Here is a 17,589-nt window from a genome sequence, read left to right as displayed (position 1 = left end):
CCTTCAGACGTCGATCGGCACTTCCTCCGCGTCCTTGGGCTCCTTGCCCCGCACCGGGGCCTCGGCGAAGAGCTTTTCGAAGTAGGTGGCCATGACGTCAACGGCTCCCTCCGGTATGGCACCGTCACCCGGCCCGGCCGGGAGCGTCTTCCGAGGAGCGGGCGGGGCCATGTCGAGCTCATCCATCCAGTAGCGAAAAGCCTCGGCATCGGGGCCCTCATCGGATGCGAGAACCTCGTACATGAGCGTGCTTGCCGCTGCGTTGATGGCGGTCGCCAAGGCATTGACCTCTCGGCCGGTGCGGACGATCCCGTCCTCCAACATTCTGGTGACGGCACGAGCAGTCGGACGGTGATCGATGACGTCCAATCTGAGCACGGTGTTGAGCACATCCTGGTTGCGGCACGCGGCGACTGCCGGGCGGTAATCGTCGCCGTCGCGGAAAAGCTCAGCGGCCCACCACAGGCGAGCGAACGCCTGCTTGTAGTGAGGGCCGCAGAAGCGGTCCGCGGTGACCGCCGGGCGCTTCCCGTCACGGGCGGTCTTCGGCAGGTGCCGCCACACGACGTAGTCCGGAGCCACAACCAGGGCGATGTAGTTCCACAGGGCGGGATCGGCCGCCTCCGCCCTCGTCAGCCGCAGCGTGTAATGCAACCGGGGGGCGAGCCAACTGTCCGCACCGGTCCGCCCCGACTCGTCGTGGAGGCGCCGCGCATCATCGAACAGCTCACGCAGGGGACGGACGTTCCATCGGGAGCCGGCCCCCTTGATGCGCTCGGCCTCACGCGCGAGAGCGACGAACGGCGGGCTTTCCTGCCCGGTGAGTACGCCCCGGGTCAGGTTCCTGGCGGCCACGGCATCCCGGAGCAGACCGAGCTGCTCCGGGAGGTCATCGGCGTGCCGACTCATCACTGGTCTCCTTCGTCGGAACGGTCGAGCTCGCGGATCGCGGTTCCGAGATTCTTGGCGACTCGCGCCCGCCGTGACGCCGCGTACTGGATACGAGGCTGCAGCTCGTTCCAGCCGGAGGTCTCCACTCTGCGCGAGTGGATCTCCGACAGAGCGTCGGCGGGGGACAGATCGGGCAGGACATCGGGGAGCATGGCGCGCAGCACCCAGTCACGCCAACCACTGGGCCACTCCAGCGAACCGTCCTCCGCCACCTCGATGTCGCTCACTGCCGAGTGAAACATGGCCGTCCACGCCTCGGTTGCGATCTGAGCGGCGATCAAGCCACGCACGGCCTTCTCCATGGTGCTGCCCCCGGAGCCGAGCAGCTCCGTGATCCCCTCGAACCCGGTGTTCAGGTGCACGGTGGGCATGTCGCCGGAGGTCTCCACCAGCCAGGGGGCGTCCTTGAAGGCGTGCAGCCACTCATACGGCTTTTGGTTCTCACCGAAGTCGACCTCGTTGATGTGGAGTTCACGCTGGCGCACGGGCTTGCGCGCCAGCACATCGACGAGCCAGTTCTCCTCTGATCCCCCGATGATGCGCCCTGGAACGCCGTCGACGGTGGCGACGACACTCACAGAGAGCTCGGCGCGGGTGCGACACGCATCGCGAGCCAAGGTCGGGCTGCCGACCCAGGTGCCGTCCGCCGAGCGGTTGAGTCGCGTGACGGTACGGAGGTTGCTGACACCTTCGGTGAGGACAGCGACGCAGACCACGTCGGACCAAGGCCCCTCGGCGAGTTCGGCCTCCGGGATCCGGACGCGCAGATCCAGGCGCGCCTCATCCCACTTCTGGCGCTCCACCTGGTGCAGGGCGACGACGCGTTCCTGTTGCGAGAGCATGCTCAACGGCAGGTCCCGACCGTCGAGCTTGGCTGCGGCGACCTTGAACGTCACTTCACCGGCGAGAGTGGCGTAGGGCATCAAGGTTTTCATGCGGCGCCACTCCTGGCCTTCTGGAGATCGATCACGAGGCGTGCCATCTCCGCGGGCACCGGATGGCTCGCGACATCCGTGACCCCGCTGAAGGAAGCCGTGCTCATCCTCGCGTCGAAGCGCAGATGGCCGTTCTCCACATGACAGTTCTCACCGGCTACGAGCTCTGCCCACCGAACGCTCGGCTTGCTGCCGGAGCGTACGTCGAACTTCGCCACGGGCATCATCACCCAGGCATCGTCTCGCGGAGGCAGCTTCACCTCTACACGGACCCGCCAGGCCCCGGAGGAGTCCAACTCCCCATCGACGTTCCGTACGGTGGGGTGGCTGTCGATGCGACGGCCGGCGGACGTACCACCGCCGTCCAGTCGCAACAGCTCGCGCAGGACCGCTGGGCCGCCACCGGTCTTTTGCTCTCGTCGTGCGACCAGATGTCGGACCACCGTGTTCATCTCGCGGCGGAAGTCGCGGATCCGGCTCAGGGCTCCGCGTGCGTAGCGGGCGGCGAGCTCCTCCGTCCTGTTCCAGTCGTCGTGCTCCGGCGGCTCGGACGCGCGCAGGAATGCTTCGGCGAGGTCGGCGTCCTCGGTTCTGGCGCCTGTGGCATGGCCGGCGAGAAGAACGGCCTGGAACGGGTTCGTCCCCATGGGAAGGTCGGGTACCCGGCGGACGCTCACCGTCATGCGATTACCGCGCATGCAGACGAGGTGGTTGGGCTTGGTGTCGGCGTCGTCGGCAGGAGTCACCAGCAGAACGGCTCGGTGGTCCACTCCCGGGCCCTTGTCACCACGCAGGGGAGGAACGGTGAGGGGCACATGGGCGAGAGCCACTTGTTCGGGCCCCGCGAGGTGGTCGACCGTCCCGCCGTCCAAATAGGCCTTCAGGGCACGGCAGCGTGCGGGCTCATGCGCGTGCGGGTCGACGCGCTCCTCCTTGATCAGCACCTGGCCGTTCCGCAAGGTGGTGACCGATGCCTCCATGATGGGGGCCGTGGCCTCGCCGTGGGTCATCGCTGCCCAGAAGTTCTCCGCCAGCGATCGGACGATTTTGTCGTGCATCTCCTGCACGGTCCCCGCGTCGCCCGCCGCATCGTGCGCACCGACCACCAGGAACGAAGTCCCCGGGTCGGAACCGACCCTACTGAGGTGCAGTCGTTCCGTGGTCCGCTCATCCGCCCACCAGGACCGGGACACACCCTTGAACTCGGGGTCGGTGTCCTCCTCCCCCAGCCAGGCCGGCCCCGCGTATGCCTGCCCGTCCACTTCTCGCCACGGCAGGTCGAGACGGCCGATCACACGTCGCTCACGACGCCCCTCATGCGGCGTGGAAAGAGTGCTGTTGATCAGTACGAGACCCAACCTGCTAGTGGCCCACAGCGTCGCCTTGCCCAATCCGTACGATCCACCCGCGTGCCCACTCGTCTTGTGGCTGTCAAGTTGCCGGCGCACCACGGCGGCGAACCGACCGTCGCCGTACTCGGGGCCGGTCAGGCCCGACGCGTTGAAGTCGTCGATACGCAGAAGCAGCAGGGTGTCCGTTTCGCGTAGATCACGCAGCCCTTCGGCAATGACCCCCCCGACCTTCTGCTTCTGGGCCGCGGCGACCTCGTAGTGCGGCAGCAGGTCCTCCCACGCCAGCGCGTCGAGGAAGCTCCGCAGATGCTCTCCACTGAGTTCGTGCAGGACGTAGCGGACACGAACCGGGTGATCGTCGTCGTGGCGCTCGTCCAAGCTGTTCTGGGTGGCCTCGCGTGCGAGTACGGCCAGATCCGCGTCGAACGCGAAGGCCGCGGCGTTGCCGAATTCCCGTCCGCCGTCGGCATGCGCGGGACGGTGGTACCAGGCGATGGGCCGGGCCGCCGGGGCGTCGACGGTGCGCAGGTGCACCGTGGCTTCGTCGGTGCCGAGGATCTCGGCGATGGCACGCTTCTTGTCCTCACGCGGCTCGGCACGCCCGGTGATCCACGCCGAAACGCCGGCCCGGGTGATGCCCAATGCCGCAGCCAGCTCGGCCTGGGTCATGTCCTGGCGCCTCAGCTGGCGTGCAAGCCATATGCCGAACCCCTCGCCGCGTTCGTTGCCCATCTCCACCCACGCCTCCCCTCACGACTCCCGTCATCGTACCGGACGCATTTGACAGCGGGGGGTTGCGATAATTTCATTGTCCTCGCACCCTGAGAACCAGTCCTATGGGTGATTGACGCAGGCCTCAACTTGCTTGCGCAGACCGGCAGATGCCCGCTAACGTCTCGCTTCCGCAGCTGGCACATCACCCCCTGATGACAGCCGGTCAAGGGGAGGAGTGTGTCCACTCATGCCGTGACGGCATTCCTCCACACGACGCGCTCCACCTCGCAACCATCGTGGTGAACGACGCCGGACCTCCCCCCCCACCGCCAGCTTGCTGCTCCATGTTGCCTTCGAGAACGGTCAATCCGTTGTCGCCGCTCGACCCCGCTTTCGTCCCTTTCGACCCGGGAGTCACCCACCACATGAGCAACGCTCTGTCCGGTGCCACAGACGTCATCGGAACCGTCCTCGCTCAGTCCCGGCGCATCCTGGAGGTCTACCGCGCCGATCCGGGGCATGTGCAGGAGCACGCGAACAACGAACGTCGCATCACGCAGGGGGGATACGGCGAGCGGCAGATATACGAGCTGGTGCAGAACGGCGCCGATGAGACCCAGGAGGTCGCGGAAGGCGGACGCATCCATGTCCTGCTGACCGACCACCACCTATACTGCGCCAACACCGGCAACCCGGTCTCCCCCGAGGGTGCCGACACGATCCTGCGCATGGCCGTCTCCCGCAAGCGAGGTGGGCAGATCGGTCGCTTCGGCGTCGGCGTGAAATCCGTGCTGAGCGTTTCCGACACGCCGCGCTTCTACAGCACCTCGGGCTCCTTCGGCTTCGACAGGGCCTGGTCCGCCGAGCGCATCCGAGAGGTTGTGCCGCAGCTTTCGGAGCAGGACGAGACGCCGGTGCTGCGGATGGCGCAGCCCCTCGATCTGGCAGCGGATCGCCGGCAGGACCAAGTGCTCGATGAGCTGATGCGTTGGGCGAGCACGGCCGTCGTTCTTCCCCTGCACGAGGGCGCGGAGCGCCGACTCGGGAACGACCTGCGCGTTTTTCCCGCCCACTTCATGCTCTTCTCCTCGCACGTCGCCTCCGTTGTGTTGGAGGATCGCCGGGAGGGCCAGCGGCTCGTGCGCGTGCTGAGGCAGCACACCAATGACATCGAACATCGGGTTATCGAGGAGACCAACGGCAAGGAGTCCCGCAACGAGCGGTGGGATGTCTTCCACCTGGACCACGCGCCGACCGCCGAGTCCCAGAAGACGGCGGGCGAGCTGCATGAGCGCCCAATCATCCGCATCTCGTGGGCGGTACCCGGAAAGGGGGTCGAGGCACGGAAGAAGCGCGGCAGCTTCTGGGCCTTCTTCCCCACCCACTACGACACGACACTCACCGGCATCCTCAACGCCCCCTGGAAAACCCCAGAGGACCGGCAGAACCTGACGAAGAGCGACTTCAACGCCGAGCTCGTCAAGGCGGCCGCCGAACTGATCATCGGCTCCCTGCCGCGGCTGGTCGAGTCCGACGATCCCGGCTCCTACCTGACGCTGCTGACCGCCCGTGGTCGTGAGGCCTCACAGTGGGGCGACGAGATGCTGAGCGCCGAGGTCCTGGCCGTCGCGGCGGCCCAGCCGTCGCTGCCCGACCAGCGCGGTGTGTTGCGCAAGCCCAAGGAGCTTCGCCTGCACCCGGACGGCCTGCGCGAGAAGTGGCTGCAGCTCTGGGAGTCGTACCCGGGCCGGCCCGTGAACTGGTGCCACCACTCGGTGGAGAGCAGGGAGCGGCGCTCGCGCGCCCGTGACATCATGCTCCGCGCCGGAGCCGGCGAAGCCACCGACGTCACCGAATGGCTGGAGGCCCTGGTGTCCGACCGGTCCGCCACCGCCTCCGCCCTGGCGTTGCGCATCGCCGCGGACATGGAGGCGGTCGGGGCCGCCGAGCAGGCAGCTGAGGCGACGCGGGCCCGCATCCTCCTCACCGAGCGGGGAGACCTGGTCGCCCCCGTCCGCGGCAAGGTATACCGGCGCAGCCCGGCGGGTGGCCAGGGGTTGCGGGACGACCTGGTCTACGCCCACCCGGACATCGCCGCGGACTCCGACGCACGCCACGCGCTGGAGGAGTTGGGCATCCGCGAGGCGGACGCCGAAGGGCGCCTCAAAGCCGTGCTCGACGTCGGCTTCGGACGCTACGGGAATGCCGACTGGGAGGATTTCTGGCGGTTGACCCGGCAGGCCGGCGGCGGGCGGGCCGTCGGCGTGATCCGTGCGAAGGTCGACGATCCCCGACGACTCCTGAAGATCCGAACGGCGGACGGGGCGTTCCGGCCGATCCGGGACGCACTCCTGGCAGGCCCCGTGGTGCCGGCCGACCTGCCGACCGACCGTTCCCGCGACCGGGAGCTGCTGATCGACCCCGAGTTCCACAGTGCCGACATCGCGGTCCTGCGCGATCTGGGCGCTGTCGACCGGCCCACGATCGACTGGGACCCTCGCAAGGACGCCTGGTTCGAGACCTACACCGACCAGGTGTACAAGCTGTACGCCCAGAAGTTGGTGAAGGAGGGGCAGCGACCGCCCATGCAGCGCAGCATGCGGTGGAACGGTGCGAATCCCGCCGGTCCGCTCCATCTGCTCCCGCAGCTCTCCGAGGCGGGACGAGCCGCCTTCGTGAAGCACCTTCCCCCACACGGCGCGGTGCAGAACTGGACCGTCCAGGGTGGCAGTCGCAGCACGGAGAAGCAGGTCCGCTCACCCCTCGCCTGGATGCTGAAGCGATGCGGCGCAGTGCCCACCTCGTTGGGGATCCGCAAGCCGGCCGAGTGCGTCGGCCCCGGAATTGCGGTCGACGGTGACCTCCTGCCGGTAGCGCAGGTCAGCGGAGGGATCGCACAGGTGCTCGCCCTCACCGACGACATCGAGACCGTCCCGGAGGCCCTCTGGGAGGAGCTCGTGCAACGCGCGCTCGTCAGTGAGGATGCCGATTTCATCGGCCGCGCCTACGCCCTGATGACCCGGGTCCCTCAGGACGAGGAGTTCTGGGCCCGCCACCCCCTCACCCGTTGCCAGGTGGGCGACGAGTGGGCCCTTCGCCCCGACGAGGAGATCGCGGTAGCCGCCGACCGGGAGCAGTACCGCATCCTGCGGCGCGAGAAGGTGCCGGCGCTGCTGGTGCTCGATGCCGAAGACGCTGCGCGCCTGGTCGGCGACACGGACCTGCGTGCCCCGGCCGAGCTCCTCAAGGAGGAGCTCGAAGCAGTCCCGTTGGGCACGCCGACCCCACTCACCGACCTCTACCCGCGACTGCGGCAGCGGCTGGCCCGTGGCACCGACTGGCAGCTGTCCCACTGTTCCCATCTGGCCAGGGTGATCCGCACCGCAGAGGGAAAGCGGGAGGTGCCACTCGTCGAGGCTCGTGAGGGCGACACCGTGCTCCTCTGCGGTCCCGACGACGAGTTGGACGTCCTTCTGGCCGTCGACCGGGTTCTCGGGTTGAGGCTGGGCGAGCAGGGGTGCCGTGCCCTGCTGCAGCAGCAGGAGAAGGACCGTGAGGACGAGCGGTTCCTGAAAGTTCGCCGTGAACCCGATCCCGCGCGAAAGCTGCTGCTTGCCCTCGGTGTGGAGCGGCTGCGCGAAGAGCTTCCTCCGGGCCTCCTTCTGGCGGACGAGGAGCTGAACGGCGAGGCGCCGAGTGACCTTCGCGTCGCTCAGCTCGTTATCGCCACCCACGGGGAAGAGGTTCTGCGCGAACTCGCTCCCGCGCTGACCAAGGCGGGCTTTGACGCGCCCCACAGGTGGACCGGCGGACACACGAGCCGTGCCTTCGTGAAGACGTATGGCTTTCCCGCTGAGTGGGCGGGTGACCAGGAGACAAGCCAGGCTCCGCCCCCTTTCGAGACGGTTCCGGGGCCGCGCAGGCCTCTGCCCCTGCACCCGTACCAGATGCGACTCGTCGCCAACATGTACCAGCACTTGGTGCAGGGCGAGGAGAAGCGGGCCATGCTGCAGATCCCGACCGGTGCCGGTAAGACGCGTATCGCGGTCGAGGCAACCGTTCAGGCGATCGCGGACGGCGTCGTCACCGGGCCGGTGCTGTGGATCGCACAGAGCGCGGAACTGTGCGAGCAGGCGATCGAGACCTGGAAGTTCGTCTGGTCCATGTCGGGCCCCGAGCAGAGCCTCCGCATCAGCCGCATGTGGGGTGGCATGGCCGCGGAGCCCGCGCCGGGAGGCCCGCAGGTGGTCGTGGCTATCGATGACACCCTCTCGCGCCACCTCGACAGCGAGCAGTACGCCTGGTTGCGGGAGGCGTATGCGGTGGTCGTCGACGAGGCCCACTTCGCGGTGCCGAAGACGTACACCAAAATTCTGGACTCACTTGGTATCGACCAGTACCGGACCTCTCGGCACCTGATCGGTCTGACCGCGACCGCCTTTCGCGGAGGGAGCACCGAGGAGACACGGCGTCTGGCGGCCCGCTTCGGACACAAGCGACTGGATCGCGGTGTCTTCGAGGGCGACGCCCCCTACGAGCACCTTCAGGAACTCGGCGTCCTTTCCAAGGTGGAGTACAAGGAGCTTCCGGGCGGTGAGTACTCCCTCACACCGCACCAGATCCAGCAGGTGAGGAGCAGCAACAGCATGACGCTGCCCGCCGAGGTGATCGATGGGCTGGCCGGGGACGTAAACCGTACGAAGAGAATCATCGAGGAGATCGAACGACTGCCGCAGAACTGGCCCGTGCTCGTCTTCGCGACCTCCGTCGAGCACTCCCAGATCCTGTCCGCGCTGCTCAACGAGAGCGGCATCAGCGCGGCCTCGGTGGATGCCAAGACGCCGACCGGCGTCCGGAATCGGCGTGTCGACGCCTTCCGCAAGCGGCGGATCCAGGTGCTCACGAACTACAACGTGCTGACGCAGGGTTTCGACGCCCCGGCCGTGCGCGCGGTGGTGGTGGCTCGCCCCACCTATAGCCCCAACACGTACATCCAGATGATCGGCCGCGGGCTTCGTGGGCCTCTGAACGGCGGCAAGGAGAGCTGCCTCATCCTCAACGTCGCCGACAACATCCAGAACTTCGGCCGGAAGCTGGCGTACACCGAGCTGGAGTACCTGTGGGAGGGCAAGGCGTGACCACCGGTCCGTACGACGGCACACCTGCTCTGACCGGCGAGCAGCTCGTCGTCATCGAGCAGAGTGCCGAGGCGAAGGTGCTGGTCACCGCCGGCGCGGGCGCGGGGAAGACGCATACCCTCGTGCGCCGCGTCGAGGCTCTGATCACCGACCATGGGCTCACCACGGGTGACATCCTGATTCTCACGTTCTCCAATGCCGCCGTCCGTGAGCTCAGGGAGCGCCTGTCGAGGCACCAGGGACGGTCCCGCCATGTCCGCGTGACGACCTTCGACTCCTGGGCACTGGAGATCCTCAGCGAGGTCGCGGCCGATATCGACTGGCGCACGTGCCCCTTCGACGAGCGGATCCGGGAGGCCACCCAGCGCATCCAGGACGAATCGACCGCTCCGGAGTGGCTCGACGAGCTGCGCCATCTCGTGATCGACGAGGTTCAGGACCTCGTGGGCGACCGGCGTGAATTGGTCGAGGTCCTGCTGGAGGCCTATGACTGCGGTTTCACCGTCGTCGGCGATCCGGCCCAGGCCATCTACGGATTCCAGGTGATCGAGGACGACCAGCGCGCCATCGAGACGAACAGGTTCTTCGACTGGCTACGCAGCTACTTCGCCGGTGAACTGGTCGAGCTGTCGCTCACCCGCAATTTCCGGGCCCGCACCGCGGAGGCGCGCTCCGCGCAGCGCTTCGAGAAGGCCGTACGCGAGTGCACGACGCTCGCCGTCGCCGATCGCGTGCACGAGGATCTGCGCGCGGAGCTCGCGACGTTGATGAGCTTCGGCGACATCACCGTCCCGTTCATTCGCGACTCCCTGGGCGACACCTCCGTGTCGACAGCGGTGCTGTGCCGCACGAACGGCGAAGCGCTGCTCATATCGGAGTGGCTGCACACCGAGGGCATCGACCACCAGCTGCGTCGTGCGGCGCAGGACCGGACCGCACCGGCATGGCTCAACGAGCTGATGCTCGTGGGCAACAGCGCGCCTGCACTCACCCGGCAGCGGTTCGGCGAACTCCATCCCCTGCTGGTGGAGGCGACGGCTGACACGGACCCTGAACGGCTGTGGCGGCTGCTGCTCTCTTGCGCAGGGGACCGTGCCGGAAGGTCGATCGACCTTTCCCGCCTGCGGGATGCCATTGCCCTCCACCGGCTGCCCGATGCCCTGACCGCTCAGCCGCCGCACCCGTTGGTGATCTCCACCTTCCATCGGGCGAAGGGACTCGAATTCGACCGCGTCCTCCTGGTCGATCCGGGCCCCGTCGAGGGCGATGAGAACCTTCTGGGTGTCGATGTGGCCGATCGTGCCCGGGCTCTGTACGTCGCGATGACCAGAGCGCGGGACGAGGCCTACCGGCTCGACCTGCCCGAGGCGGTACGCATCGTCGACCGCAGCGGCCTTCGCCTGGTGCGCAGGGACCGGCGATCCGGTCGCTGGGCCCGCTTCGGCTACCAGCGTTGGAAGCGCTTGGGCATCGAACTCATGGCCGGCGACATCCATACCCACCACCCTGCCGGCAGGCACGGGTTCGAGGACGATGCGCGCAGCCTACAAACGTACCTGCGCAGCCATGTGGCTGCCGGCGACGAGGTCGAACTCGTCCGGATCGACGGGATCCCCGAAGACCACCACATCCACGTCGCTCCCGGCTACGCGCTGGCCCATCGTGAGCGGCTCATCGGCGTCGCATCCGAGTCGTTCCGACGCGACATGTACCGCCTCATGCAGCAGTCGCATCGCTACGAGCCCCGCAACTGGCCGCGCCGCATCACCGGGCTGCGTCTCGACACGGTCGAGACCGTGGCCGGCGAAGGCGCTGCGGGCAGCCGGGCGGGGTTGGGAGATCTCGGTGTGTGGCTGGCTCCACGCCCTACCGGCCTCGGACGGTTCCACTACGACTTCACGGACAAGGACTGACGACGATGCGCGACCACAAGGAGCACTACCGCTTCCGAGGCGAGATGGTGGAGCGCCTCAAGGCCGACCTTCTCGGCCCCACCGGACTGGGGGCTGATGCCATGGAGACGCTGCAGGACTGGCCTGTCACGGCCTACGCCACCGGGGTGCTTTTCCCACGCACGGAGGACGAGGAGCTCGCCACCGAGGAGGCCAGTGAGAATGACCTTGACGACGGTGACTCCCGGTACGGCATGGACGAGATCCCGGACACCGGCGTAACGCTGACAAATGTCCGAAGGCCGTCGGCAACCGGACTCACCTTCGCGGTCGACCCGCACCTCAGCAGCACCGTGATCGTCACCGCGACAGCCGCCGTGTACGACCCGGTCGACAGGCAGGGCCTTCCCACGGTCCCCAAGCGGGCGGAGAAGCGCGCAACCGGTGACCAGGACCTGCTCTGGAGGCGCCGCCCTCTCGATCTGCCCGTGACCGAGGTCGATGTTCGGCAACTCCACCCGAAGCCGGTCGTGCTGGCGAACGGGCTGGAGCTGCGCATCCGCGTGCGGAAACCGAGCGGCCCACGGGGCGCCGTGTCGGTGACCGTGACCCTGGTGAACACGCATGTGATCGACAAGCAGGACATCAAGGACACACACTGCTTCTTCCAGGCAGGGTTCCGCGTCGACGTGCCCGGAGGCGAACCCGCCCTGGTCGAGCGGCCTTCGGAAGCCGGCATCGACGACGAAGTGCGGCTCAACCGTCTGCTGTACCGGCACGTCCCGGCCTTCGCCACCGGACATGGCTGCGCGGCTGACTGGGCTTGGACGCCACCCCCGATCGGGGACACGGTGGCCAACGAGGGCGTGGCCGGTGTGACCTCCGTATGGACCGAGTTCGTACCGACGTACGAAGTGTTGCTCACCGACTCCAACCCGGACATCGACACCAGGCGTCTCGACATGCAAGCGTTGGCGACCGCAACCTCCGAGCAGGCCACGGCCTGGCTGGTGGAGCTCGTGGCGGCGTACGGGAACTGGATCGAGGCGCGGTCGCTCGACATCGACGCCCTGCGCGGCGGCCCCTACGGAGATACCGAGTACCTGCGGCTCGCCCATGAACAGCTCGATCTCTGTCGGGCGGCCAAGCGGCGCATGGAAGCAGGAATTCGACTGCTTCAGGACGACGAGCACGCCATGGAGGCCTTTCAGAAGGCCAACGAGACCATGGCACTGCAGCGCGGCCGTGGCATCTGGATCAAGGAGGGCCGCATCGGCTCCCCGCGGCCCCAGGGCACGTGGCGTCCCTTCCAGATCGGCTTTCTGCTGCTGTGCCTCAACGGCATCGTCGACCCCGAGCACCAGGATCGCGGCATCGTCGACCTGCTCTGGTTCCCCACGGGCGGTGGAAAGACAGAGGCGTATCTCGGGCTCATCGCCTTCACCGTGTTCCACAGGAGGCTGCGTCGCGGTGAAGCGGGCGGCGGGGTGACCGTGTTGATGCGATACACGCTGCGGTTGCTCACACTCCAGCAGTTCGAGCGGGCGGCACTGCTGATGTGTGCCATGGACCAACTGAGGGAGCAGAGACCTGACCGGTTCGGGAAGGAGCCGATGTCCATCGGCATGTGGGTGGGCAAGGCGGCCACCCCGAACACGCTGGTTGACGCAGAGACCTCCCTGCGCAGGCTCGTGAAAGGCGAAACCCTCCAAGAGGAGAACCCCGTGCAGCTCCGGGCCTGCGCCTGGTGCGGCACTCCGCTGGGAGCAACGGACTACACGGTCGACACCGACGCCGGCTGCATGACGATCGCCTGCCCGGACGACAGCTGCGCGTACACCACCGGGCTGCCCGTGCATGTCGTGGACGAGGAGCTGTACCGCGTCCGCCCGACCCTGGTGATCGCCACGGCCGACAAGTTCGCCCGCGTCGCCTGGCGTGCCGATGTGGCGGCACTGTTCAACCGGGACACCAGTGGCCAGGGCACGCCGCCTCCCGAGCTGATCGTGCAGGACGAGCTGCACCTGATCTCGGGGCCGCTCGGCAGCCTGGCCGGCCTGTACGAGGCGGCCATCGACATTGCCTGCGACCGCCCGAAGATCATCGCCTCCACGGCCACCATTCGCCGTGCCAAGGGGCAGGGCAAGGCGCTGTTCGACCGTGATGTCGCCCAGTTCCCGCCCGCCGCCCTCGACGCCCGCGACTCCTGGTTCGCGGTACAGGCGCCGGCCGATCGAAAGGCCTCCCGCCAGTACGTCGGCCTGCTGGCACCTGGAATCTCACAGGCCACACTACTGATTCGCGCCTACGCCTCGCTGCTGCATCACGCGCATCGGGTGGAAGGCGATGCGGCACGCGACGCCTACTGGACGCTCGTTGGCTACTTCAACAGCCTCCGGCTGCTCGCCGCCGCAGAGCTGCAGGTGCACGCGGACGTGAACGAGCGGTTGAAGACCCACGCGGAGCGGGACGAGTGCGAGGCCCGTCAGGTGACCCCGGTCGAGCTGACGAGCCGTGTGCCTTCGAGCAGGATTCCCGAGCGCTTGATGGCACTGACAAAGACGCGGGAGTCCGGGGAGGCTCAGGACGTGGTGCTCGCCACGAACATGATCTCGGTGGGGGTCGACGTCGATCGCCTCGGGCTGATGGTGGTGCTGGGCCAACCGCAGACCACGGCTGAGTACATCCAGGCCACCAGCCGTGTCGGCCGTCTGCACCCCGGGCTCGTCGTGACGCTTTTCAACGCCGCGCGCTCCCGCGATCTCTCGCACTATGAGGACTTCGTCGCCTACCACTCCGCCCTGTACAAGCAGGTGGAGTCCACCAGCGTCACGCCCTACTCCGCGCGTGCCCGTGACCGTGCACTGCATGCCGTCTTCGTGGGCCTGGCCCGCCTGATGCTGCCCATCGCGCGGAGGAACGAGGCCGCGGCGAATGTGGCGGCGTTCGAGCAGGACCTGCAGAGCCTGCGCCAGTGCCTTGTGACCAGGGTGGGCCGTATCTCGCCCGAGGAGGCGGAGGCGACCGACACCGAGCTGGGCGCCTTCATCGAGAGCTGGCTCCGACTCGCCCGACACAACGAAAGGCTTGTGTACGAGGCGAAGTTCTCCTTCAGCCCCCACCCCGACCGCCACACCGACACGGCGCTGCTGCGCACCCACGCCGACCATGACCTCACGGAGGCCAAAGCCACTCTGTGGAGCCTTCGCGACGTCGACGTCGAGTCCGACCTCTACCTGGAGAGCTGACATGGCACGCCGCACTTCTTCCATCGGCACGGGCACTCCGGCCCGGCAGGAAGCGAACCGCAAGCCGTTGGGATCGGTCCGTCGGGCCCAGCAGATCACCACCTACGGTGTCGGGTCGATGATCGCCATCGGTGACCAATCGTTCATCGTCAGCGGCCTGGACACCTGGGGTGTGCGCGGTGAGCCCGACCTGCATGAGCCCAGGCTCGAGCAGCGACTGCGGGTCAAGGGATTCCGCCTGCCGCCGGCCGCCCAGGCGCCGACCGGGAATGGTGTGAAGGTACGGCGCTTCCCGGAGACGTACTCCTGTCCGCGATGCACGGATCTCAAGCCGTTCCGGGACTTCGGGACTCGGCGTAGTGACAGCACCTGTGGGGAGTGCAAGTCCCCGCTCACTCCGTCTCGTTTCGTCGTTGCCTGCGATAAAGGGCACCTGGATGAGTTCCCGTACTGGCGATGGCTGCACTCCGGCAGGGGCGACGACCATCGCGCCCGCCGCGCTTGCGAGCCGAAACAGGCGCGGCTGAAGCTGAGGAGCGAAGGTCGTACGGCGAGCCTGCGTGGCATCGTGATCACATGTGACTGCGGCGAGGAAGCCTCCATGGAGGGCGCCTTCGGTAAGGACGCCATGATTTCACTCAAGATCGACTGTCGGGGTGGACGTCCTTGGCTCGGCCGGGACGCACGCGAGGCTCACTGCAGGAGCCGGCTGCGTGTCCTGCAGCGTGGTTCCTCCGCCGCATGGTTTCCCAATGTTCGGTCGGCGCTGTCCATTCCCCCGTGGCACGACGAATTGATGCAGCATGTCATGGGCCACCGCGACCTCCTGCTGCGGGAGAACGACGTATGGATTGGCAAGATCGCCGCCAAGAAGGGCTGGCTCACTGACGGCAAGTACACCGCTGAGGACGTGATCAAAGCCGTACGAGCGCTGGAGGATGTTGACACCGAGTCTCCGGAGGAGGACCCGGAGGAGATTACCGAGTTCGAGGCGAGCAATCGGATCCGGCAGGAGGAGTACCAGCAGCTCTGCACTACGACGGAGGAACGACCGGAGAACCATCACTTCGTCTGTGTTCCGCCCGACCGCGCCCGCGAGACGACGATCACCGGCGTCAACAGGACCATGCTTGTGAAGCGGCTGCGCGAGGTGCGGGCCCTGCAGAGCTTCTCCCGTGTGGAACCGCTGATGCGCTCCGACGCGGATCAGGATCGAGCCGTGGGCCTCGCGTTGAGCGACGACATCACGTGGCTGCCCGCCATCGAAGTCGTCGGCGAGGGTGTGTTCCTCACCCTCGACCAGCAAAGGCTGACGGCTTGGGAAGCGTCTACGGGTCCGGGCTCGCCGGCCAGGCGCACCGAGCGGATCCGCCGCAACCACGAGCGTCAGTTGCGCAGACGCGCCGGAGACACGTCGGTCGAGGTGAACTCGCCGGTGACCGCACGTTTCGTCCTCCTCCATACCCTTGCCCACGCGCTGATCAACGAATGGAGCCTGGACTGCGGCTACCCCGCCTCGTCGCTGCGTGAGCGTCTGTACGTGAACGACGACATGGCCGGGGTTCTGCTCTACACGGCCACCAGCGACTCGGCGGGAAGCCTGGGCGGCATCGTCGCCCAGGGTGAGCCCGAACGCCTGGCCCGGTCTTTGCGGTCTGCGCTCAAGCGGATCTCGTGGTGCTCGGCCGACCCCCTGTGCATGGAGGCCGACGCAAGCGGAGTGAACAGCCTCAATTTGGCCGCTTGCCATGCCTGCATACTCCTCCCCGAGACAAGCTGCGAGATCAACAACACCTTTCTCGACCGCGCCTTGCTGATCGGCACGCCGGAGACACCCGAACTCTGCTTCTTCCAGCACGACGACTGACAGCGGCACCACGCGGGCCGCGAGGCCTCGGCCTCGCGCCTCTGCGCCCGGTCCAGCGCCTCGTCCGGGTCGCAGCCGTGCGCCCGTACCCAGTGGAGAAGGTCGGCGATCACGTCGATCGCCACCCTCCTCCGCCACGGCGACGCTCAGGAGGGTCGGGGTTTCTGCCCACGGCAGCTTCCCGCCCCATAGGGGCGATCATCCTTCGGCCCGCGTCAGGCGTGCGCCGCCGCTGTGCCCCTTCGATGTGGTGAGCCCCGTCGCGATCTCGCACCAGGTCACCCAGTGACGCGGAGGCCTTCCGTGACGGTGTCGGGTGGTGGCTATGGCTTTGCCCGTCGCCGGCTGGGCGTCAGGTGTCGGTCACGCCTCGGAGGATGGCCGCCACCCATGGTTCGCGCATCAGTTGGGCGGCCTGGAGTTCGGCAAGGAGTTCCCCCGGGGCGCAGAGGCCGTGTCGGGTCACTTCGGTGAGGAGCGTCGTGATCGCGTGGTCGCCGTCCAGGTGCGGGATCGAGTCCGTGACGGCTCGCGGCAGTGAGGCGCAGGGCAGGTCGCTCACGGGGACGCGGCGCGCCGGGCGGAGGGTGGGGCGTACGCGGACGTAGGCGTGGCTGCGGGGGCCGGCCCGGTGGGTGACGAGGACGTCGACCTGCGGGGGCGGGCTTCCCGCGCCGAACGGCACGTCGTGCGGGACGCCGTGCAGGGCGAGCGCGGCGGGGCCGGTGAGGAGCGCGTCGGGGCCGGCGTACAGCAGGGCCCCGCGCAGCCGTTGCCGGGGGCTCGGGGCACCGGTGTGGAGCAGGACCACCCTGGGCAGCAGGCGGCGCCACGGGCCGGGCGGCCGGCACAGGGCGGCGACCGCGGAGGACGCGCAGCCCAGGTCCATGAGCTGGTGGACGGTGGCGACCCCGTCCTGGGCGACGACGAGCGGGTCGGTGGCGAGACGGGCGTACGGCGGCGTGGGCGTCGGCATGCGTCTTCTGTGCCCGCCAGGCATGCGCGCCTACCTGCGGTTACGGTTCCGGCGACCGGTCGTCGACGTCCCGTGACCGACGGACCGTTCCAGGGTTCGTACCCACCTACCCCAGGCGCCCCACCCGCCGCGTTAGCCTCGACGGGAGGCAGCCGAAGCGTGTGGGAAGGCAGGGCGAGGGGACATGGCCAGGATTCCGGCGGGAGCCGTGGCGGCGGGTGGGCTCGTGGGTGGGTACGCCGTCGCGCGGTGGACCAAGAAGCGGCCGCTCGGTGGGGTGGCGCTCGCGGCGGCGGGGGCCGTGGCCGCGCGGGAGTGGCGTGAGCGCAGTGGCGGGAAGGCCGCGGCCGGGCTGACCGCCGCGTACGTGGCCGCCTTCGCCGGGTCGCACCCGCTCGCCAAGAAGGTCGGGGCCTGGCCGGCCGTGTTCTCGGTGGCCGGGGCCGTGGCCGCCGCGTCCTGGGCGGTCGGTCGCAAGAGCGGCTGAGGACGGGGTGAACGCGCCGGGCGCGGCGT

Annotated in this window: 9 protein-coding genes; 5 read left to right on the top strand and 4 right to left on the bottom strand. The window is 68.1% G+C overall.

Annotated elements, in window-relative coordinates; genetic code table 11:
* Positions 1-3 precede the first annotated feature (3 nt).
* Genes QWM81_RS06625 through QWM81_RS06615 form a run of 3 tightly spaced genes read right to left on the bottom strand, consistent with a single transcriptional unit; the run spans position 4 to position 3,970 of the window.
* The gene (locus QWM81_RS06625) at positions 4-909 is read right to left on the bottom strand and encodes a DUF6339 family protein (RefSeq protein WP_290110655.1); all 906 of its coding nucleotides are present in this window, start codon (positions 907-909) and stop codon (positions 4-6) included.
* On the bottom strand, positions 909-1,886 hold the full coding sequence (locus QWM81_RS06620; RefSeq protein WP_290110654.1) for a hypothetical protein: 978 nt from the start codon (positions 1,884-1,886) through the stop codon (positions 909-911). Before QWM81_RS06620 ends, QWM81_RS06625 begins: the two co-directional genes overlap by 1 nt.
* On the bottom strand, positions 1,883-3,970 hold the full coding sequence (locus QWM81_RS06615; RefSeq protein WP_290110774.1) for a helix-turn-helix domain-containing protein: 2,088 nt from the start codon (positions 3,968-3,970) through the stop codon (positions 1,883-1,885). The genes QWM81_RS06620 and QWM81_RS06615 overlap by 4 nt, the downstream gene beginning before the upstream one ends.
* Before the next feature lie 407 nt (positions 3,971-4,377).
* On the opposite strand from QWM81_RS06615, the gene QWM81_RS06610 reads away from it, so the two are divergent.
* From QWM81_RS06610 to drmB, 4 genes are read left to right on the top strand one after another with little or no spacing between them, the layout of a single operon-like run.
* Positions 4,378-9,090: a DEAD/DEAH box helicase gene (locus QWM81_RS06610; RefSeq protein ID WP_290110653.1), complete on the top strand. Its 4,713-nt coding sequence runs from the start codon at positions 4,378-4,380 to the stop codon at positions 9,088-9,090.
* Positions 9,087-11,003 (top strand): ATP-dependent helicase, encoded by a 1,917-nt coding sequence (locus QWM81_RS06605; RefSeq protein WP_290110652.1) that lies wholly within the window; start codon positions 9,087-9,089, stop codon positions 11,001-11,003. The genes QWM81_RS06610 and QWM81_RS06605 overlap by 4 nt, the downstream gene beginning before the upstream one ends.
* A gap of 5 nt (positions 11,004-11,008) precedes the next feature.
* Positions 11,009-14,230 carry a helicase-related protein gene (locus QWM81_RS06600; RefSeq protein ID WP_290110651.1) on the top strand — a complete coding sequence of 1,074 codons (3,222 nt, stop codon included), beginning with the start codon at positions 11,009-11,011 and terminating at the stop codon, positions 14,228-14,230.
* 1 nt (position 14,231) lies between these two features.
* Entirely contained in the window at positions 14,232-16,097 is a 1,866-nt protein-coding gene (gene drmB, locus QWM81_RS06595) for a DUF1998 domain-containing protein (protein ID WP_290110650.1), read from the top strand.
* Between the two features lie 352 nt (positions 16,098-16,449).
* On the opposite strand, the gene QWM81_RS06590 is transcribed toward drmB, so the two are convergent.
* Complete coding sequence (locus QWM81_RS06590) at positions 16,450-17,073, bottom strand: hypothetical protein (RefSeq protein WP_290110649.1); 624 nt, start codon at positions 17,071-17,073, stop codon at positions 16,450-16,452.
* Between the two features lie 184 nt (positions 17,074-17,257).
* On the opposite strand from QWM81_RS06590, the gene QWM81_RS06585 reads away from it, so the two are divergent.
* On the top strand, positions 17,258-17,560 hold the full coding sequence (locus QWM81_RS06585) for a hypothetical protein (protein ID WP_290110648.1): 303 nt from the start codon (positions 17,258-17,260) through the stop codon (positions 17,558-17,560).
* Positions 17,561-17,589 lie beyond the last annotated feature (29 nt).

It is taken from the genome of Streptomyces ficellus, from assembly GCF_030406405.1.
Classification (GTDB): domain Bacteria; phylum Actinomycetota; class Actinomycetes; order Streptomycetales; family Streptomycetaceae; genus Streptomyces; species Streptomyces ficellus_B.
The sequence above is the reverse complement of the archived record's forward strand: the minus strand, read 5'-3'. Positions and strand labels throughout refer to the sequence as shown.

Bases quoted from the DNA above. Each gene is read 5' to 3' on its own strand.
- QWM81_RS06610 (WP_290110653.1), top strand. From the start codon at position 4,378: ATGAGCAACGCTCTGTCCGGTGCCACAGACGTCATCGGAACCGTCCTC.
- QWM81_RS06590 (WP_290110649.1), bottom strand. From the start codon at position 17,073: ATGCCGACGCCCACGCCGCCGTACGCCCGTCTCGCCACCGACCCGCTC.
- QWM81_RS06600 (WP_290110651.1), top strand. From the start codon at position 11,009: ATGCGCGACCACAAGGAGCACTACCGCTTCCGAGGCGAGATGGTGGAG.
- QWM81_RS06620 (WP_290110654.1), bottom strand. From the start codon at position 1,886: ATGAAAACCTTGATGCCCTACGCCACTCTCGCCGGTGAAGTGACGTTC.
- QWM81_RS06585 (WP_290110648.1), top strand. From the start codon at position 17,258: ATGGCCAGGATTCCGGCGGGAGCCGTGGCGGCGGGTGGGCTCGTGGGT.
- QWM81_RS06625 (WP_290110655.1), bottom strand. From the start codon at position 909: ATGAGTCGGCACGCCGATGACCTCCCGGAGCAGCTCGGTCTGCTCCGG.
- drmB (WP_290110650.1), top strand. From the start codon at position 14,232: ATGGCACGCCGCACTTCTTCCATCGGCACGGGCACTCCGGCCCGGCAG.
- QWM81_RS06615 (WP_290110774.1), bottom strand. From the start codon at position 3,970: ATGGGCAACGAACGCGGCGAGGGGTTCGGCATATGGCTTGCACGCCAG.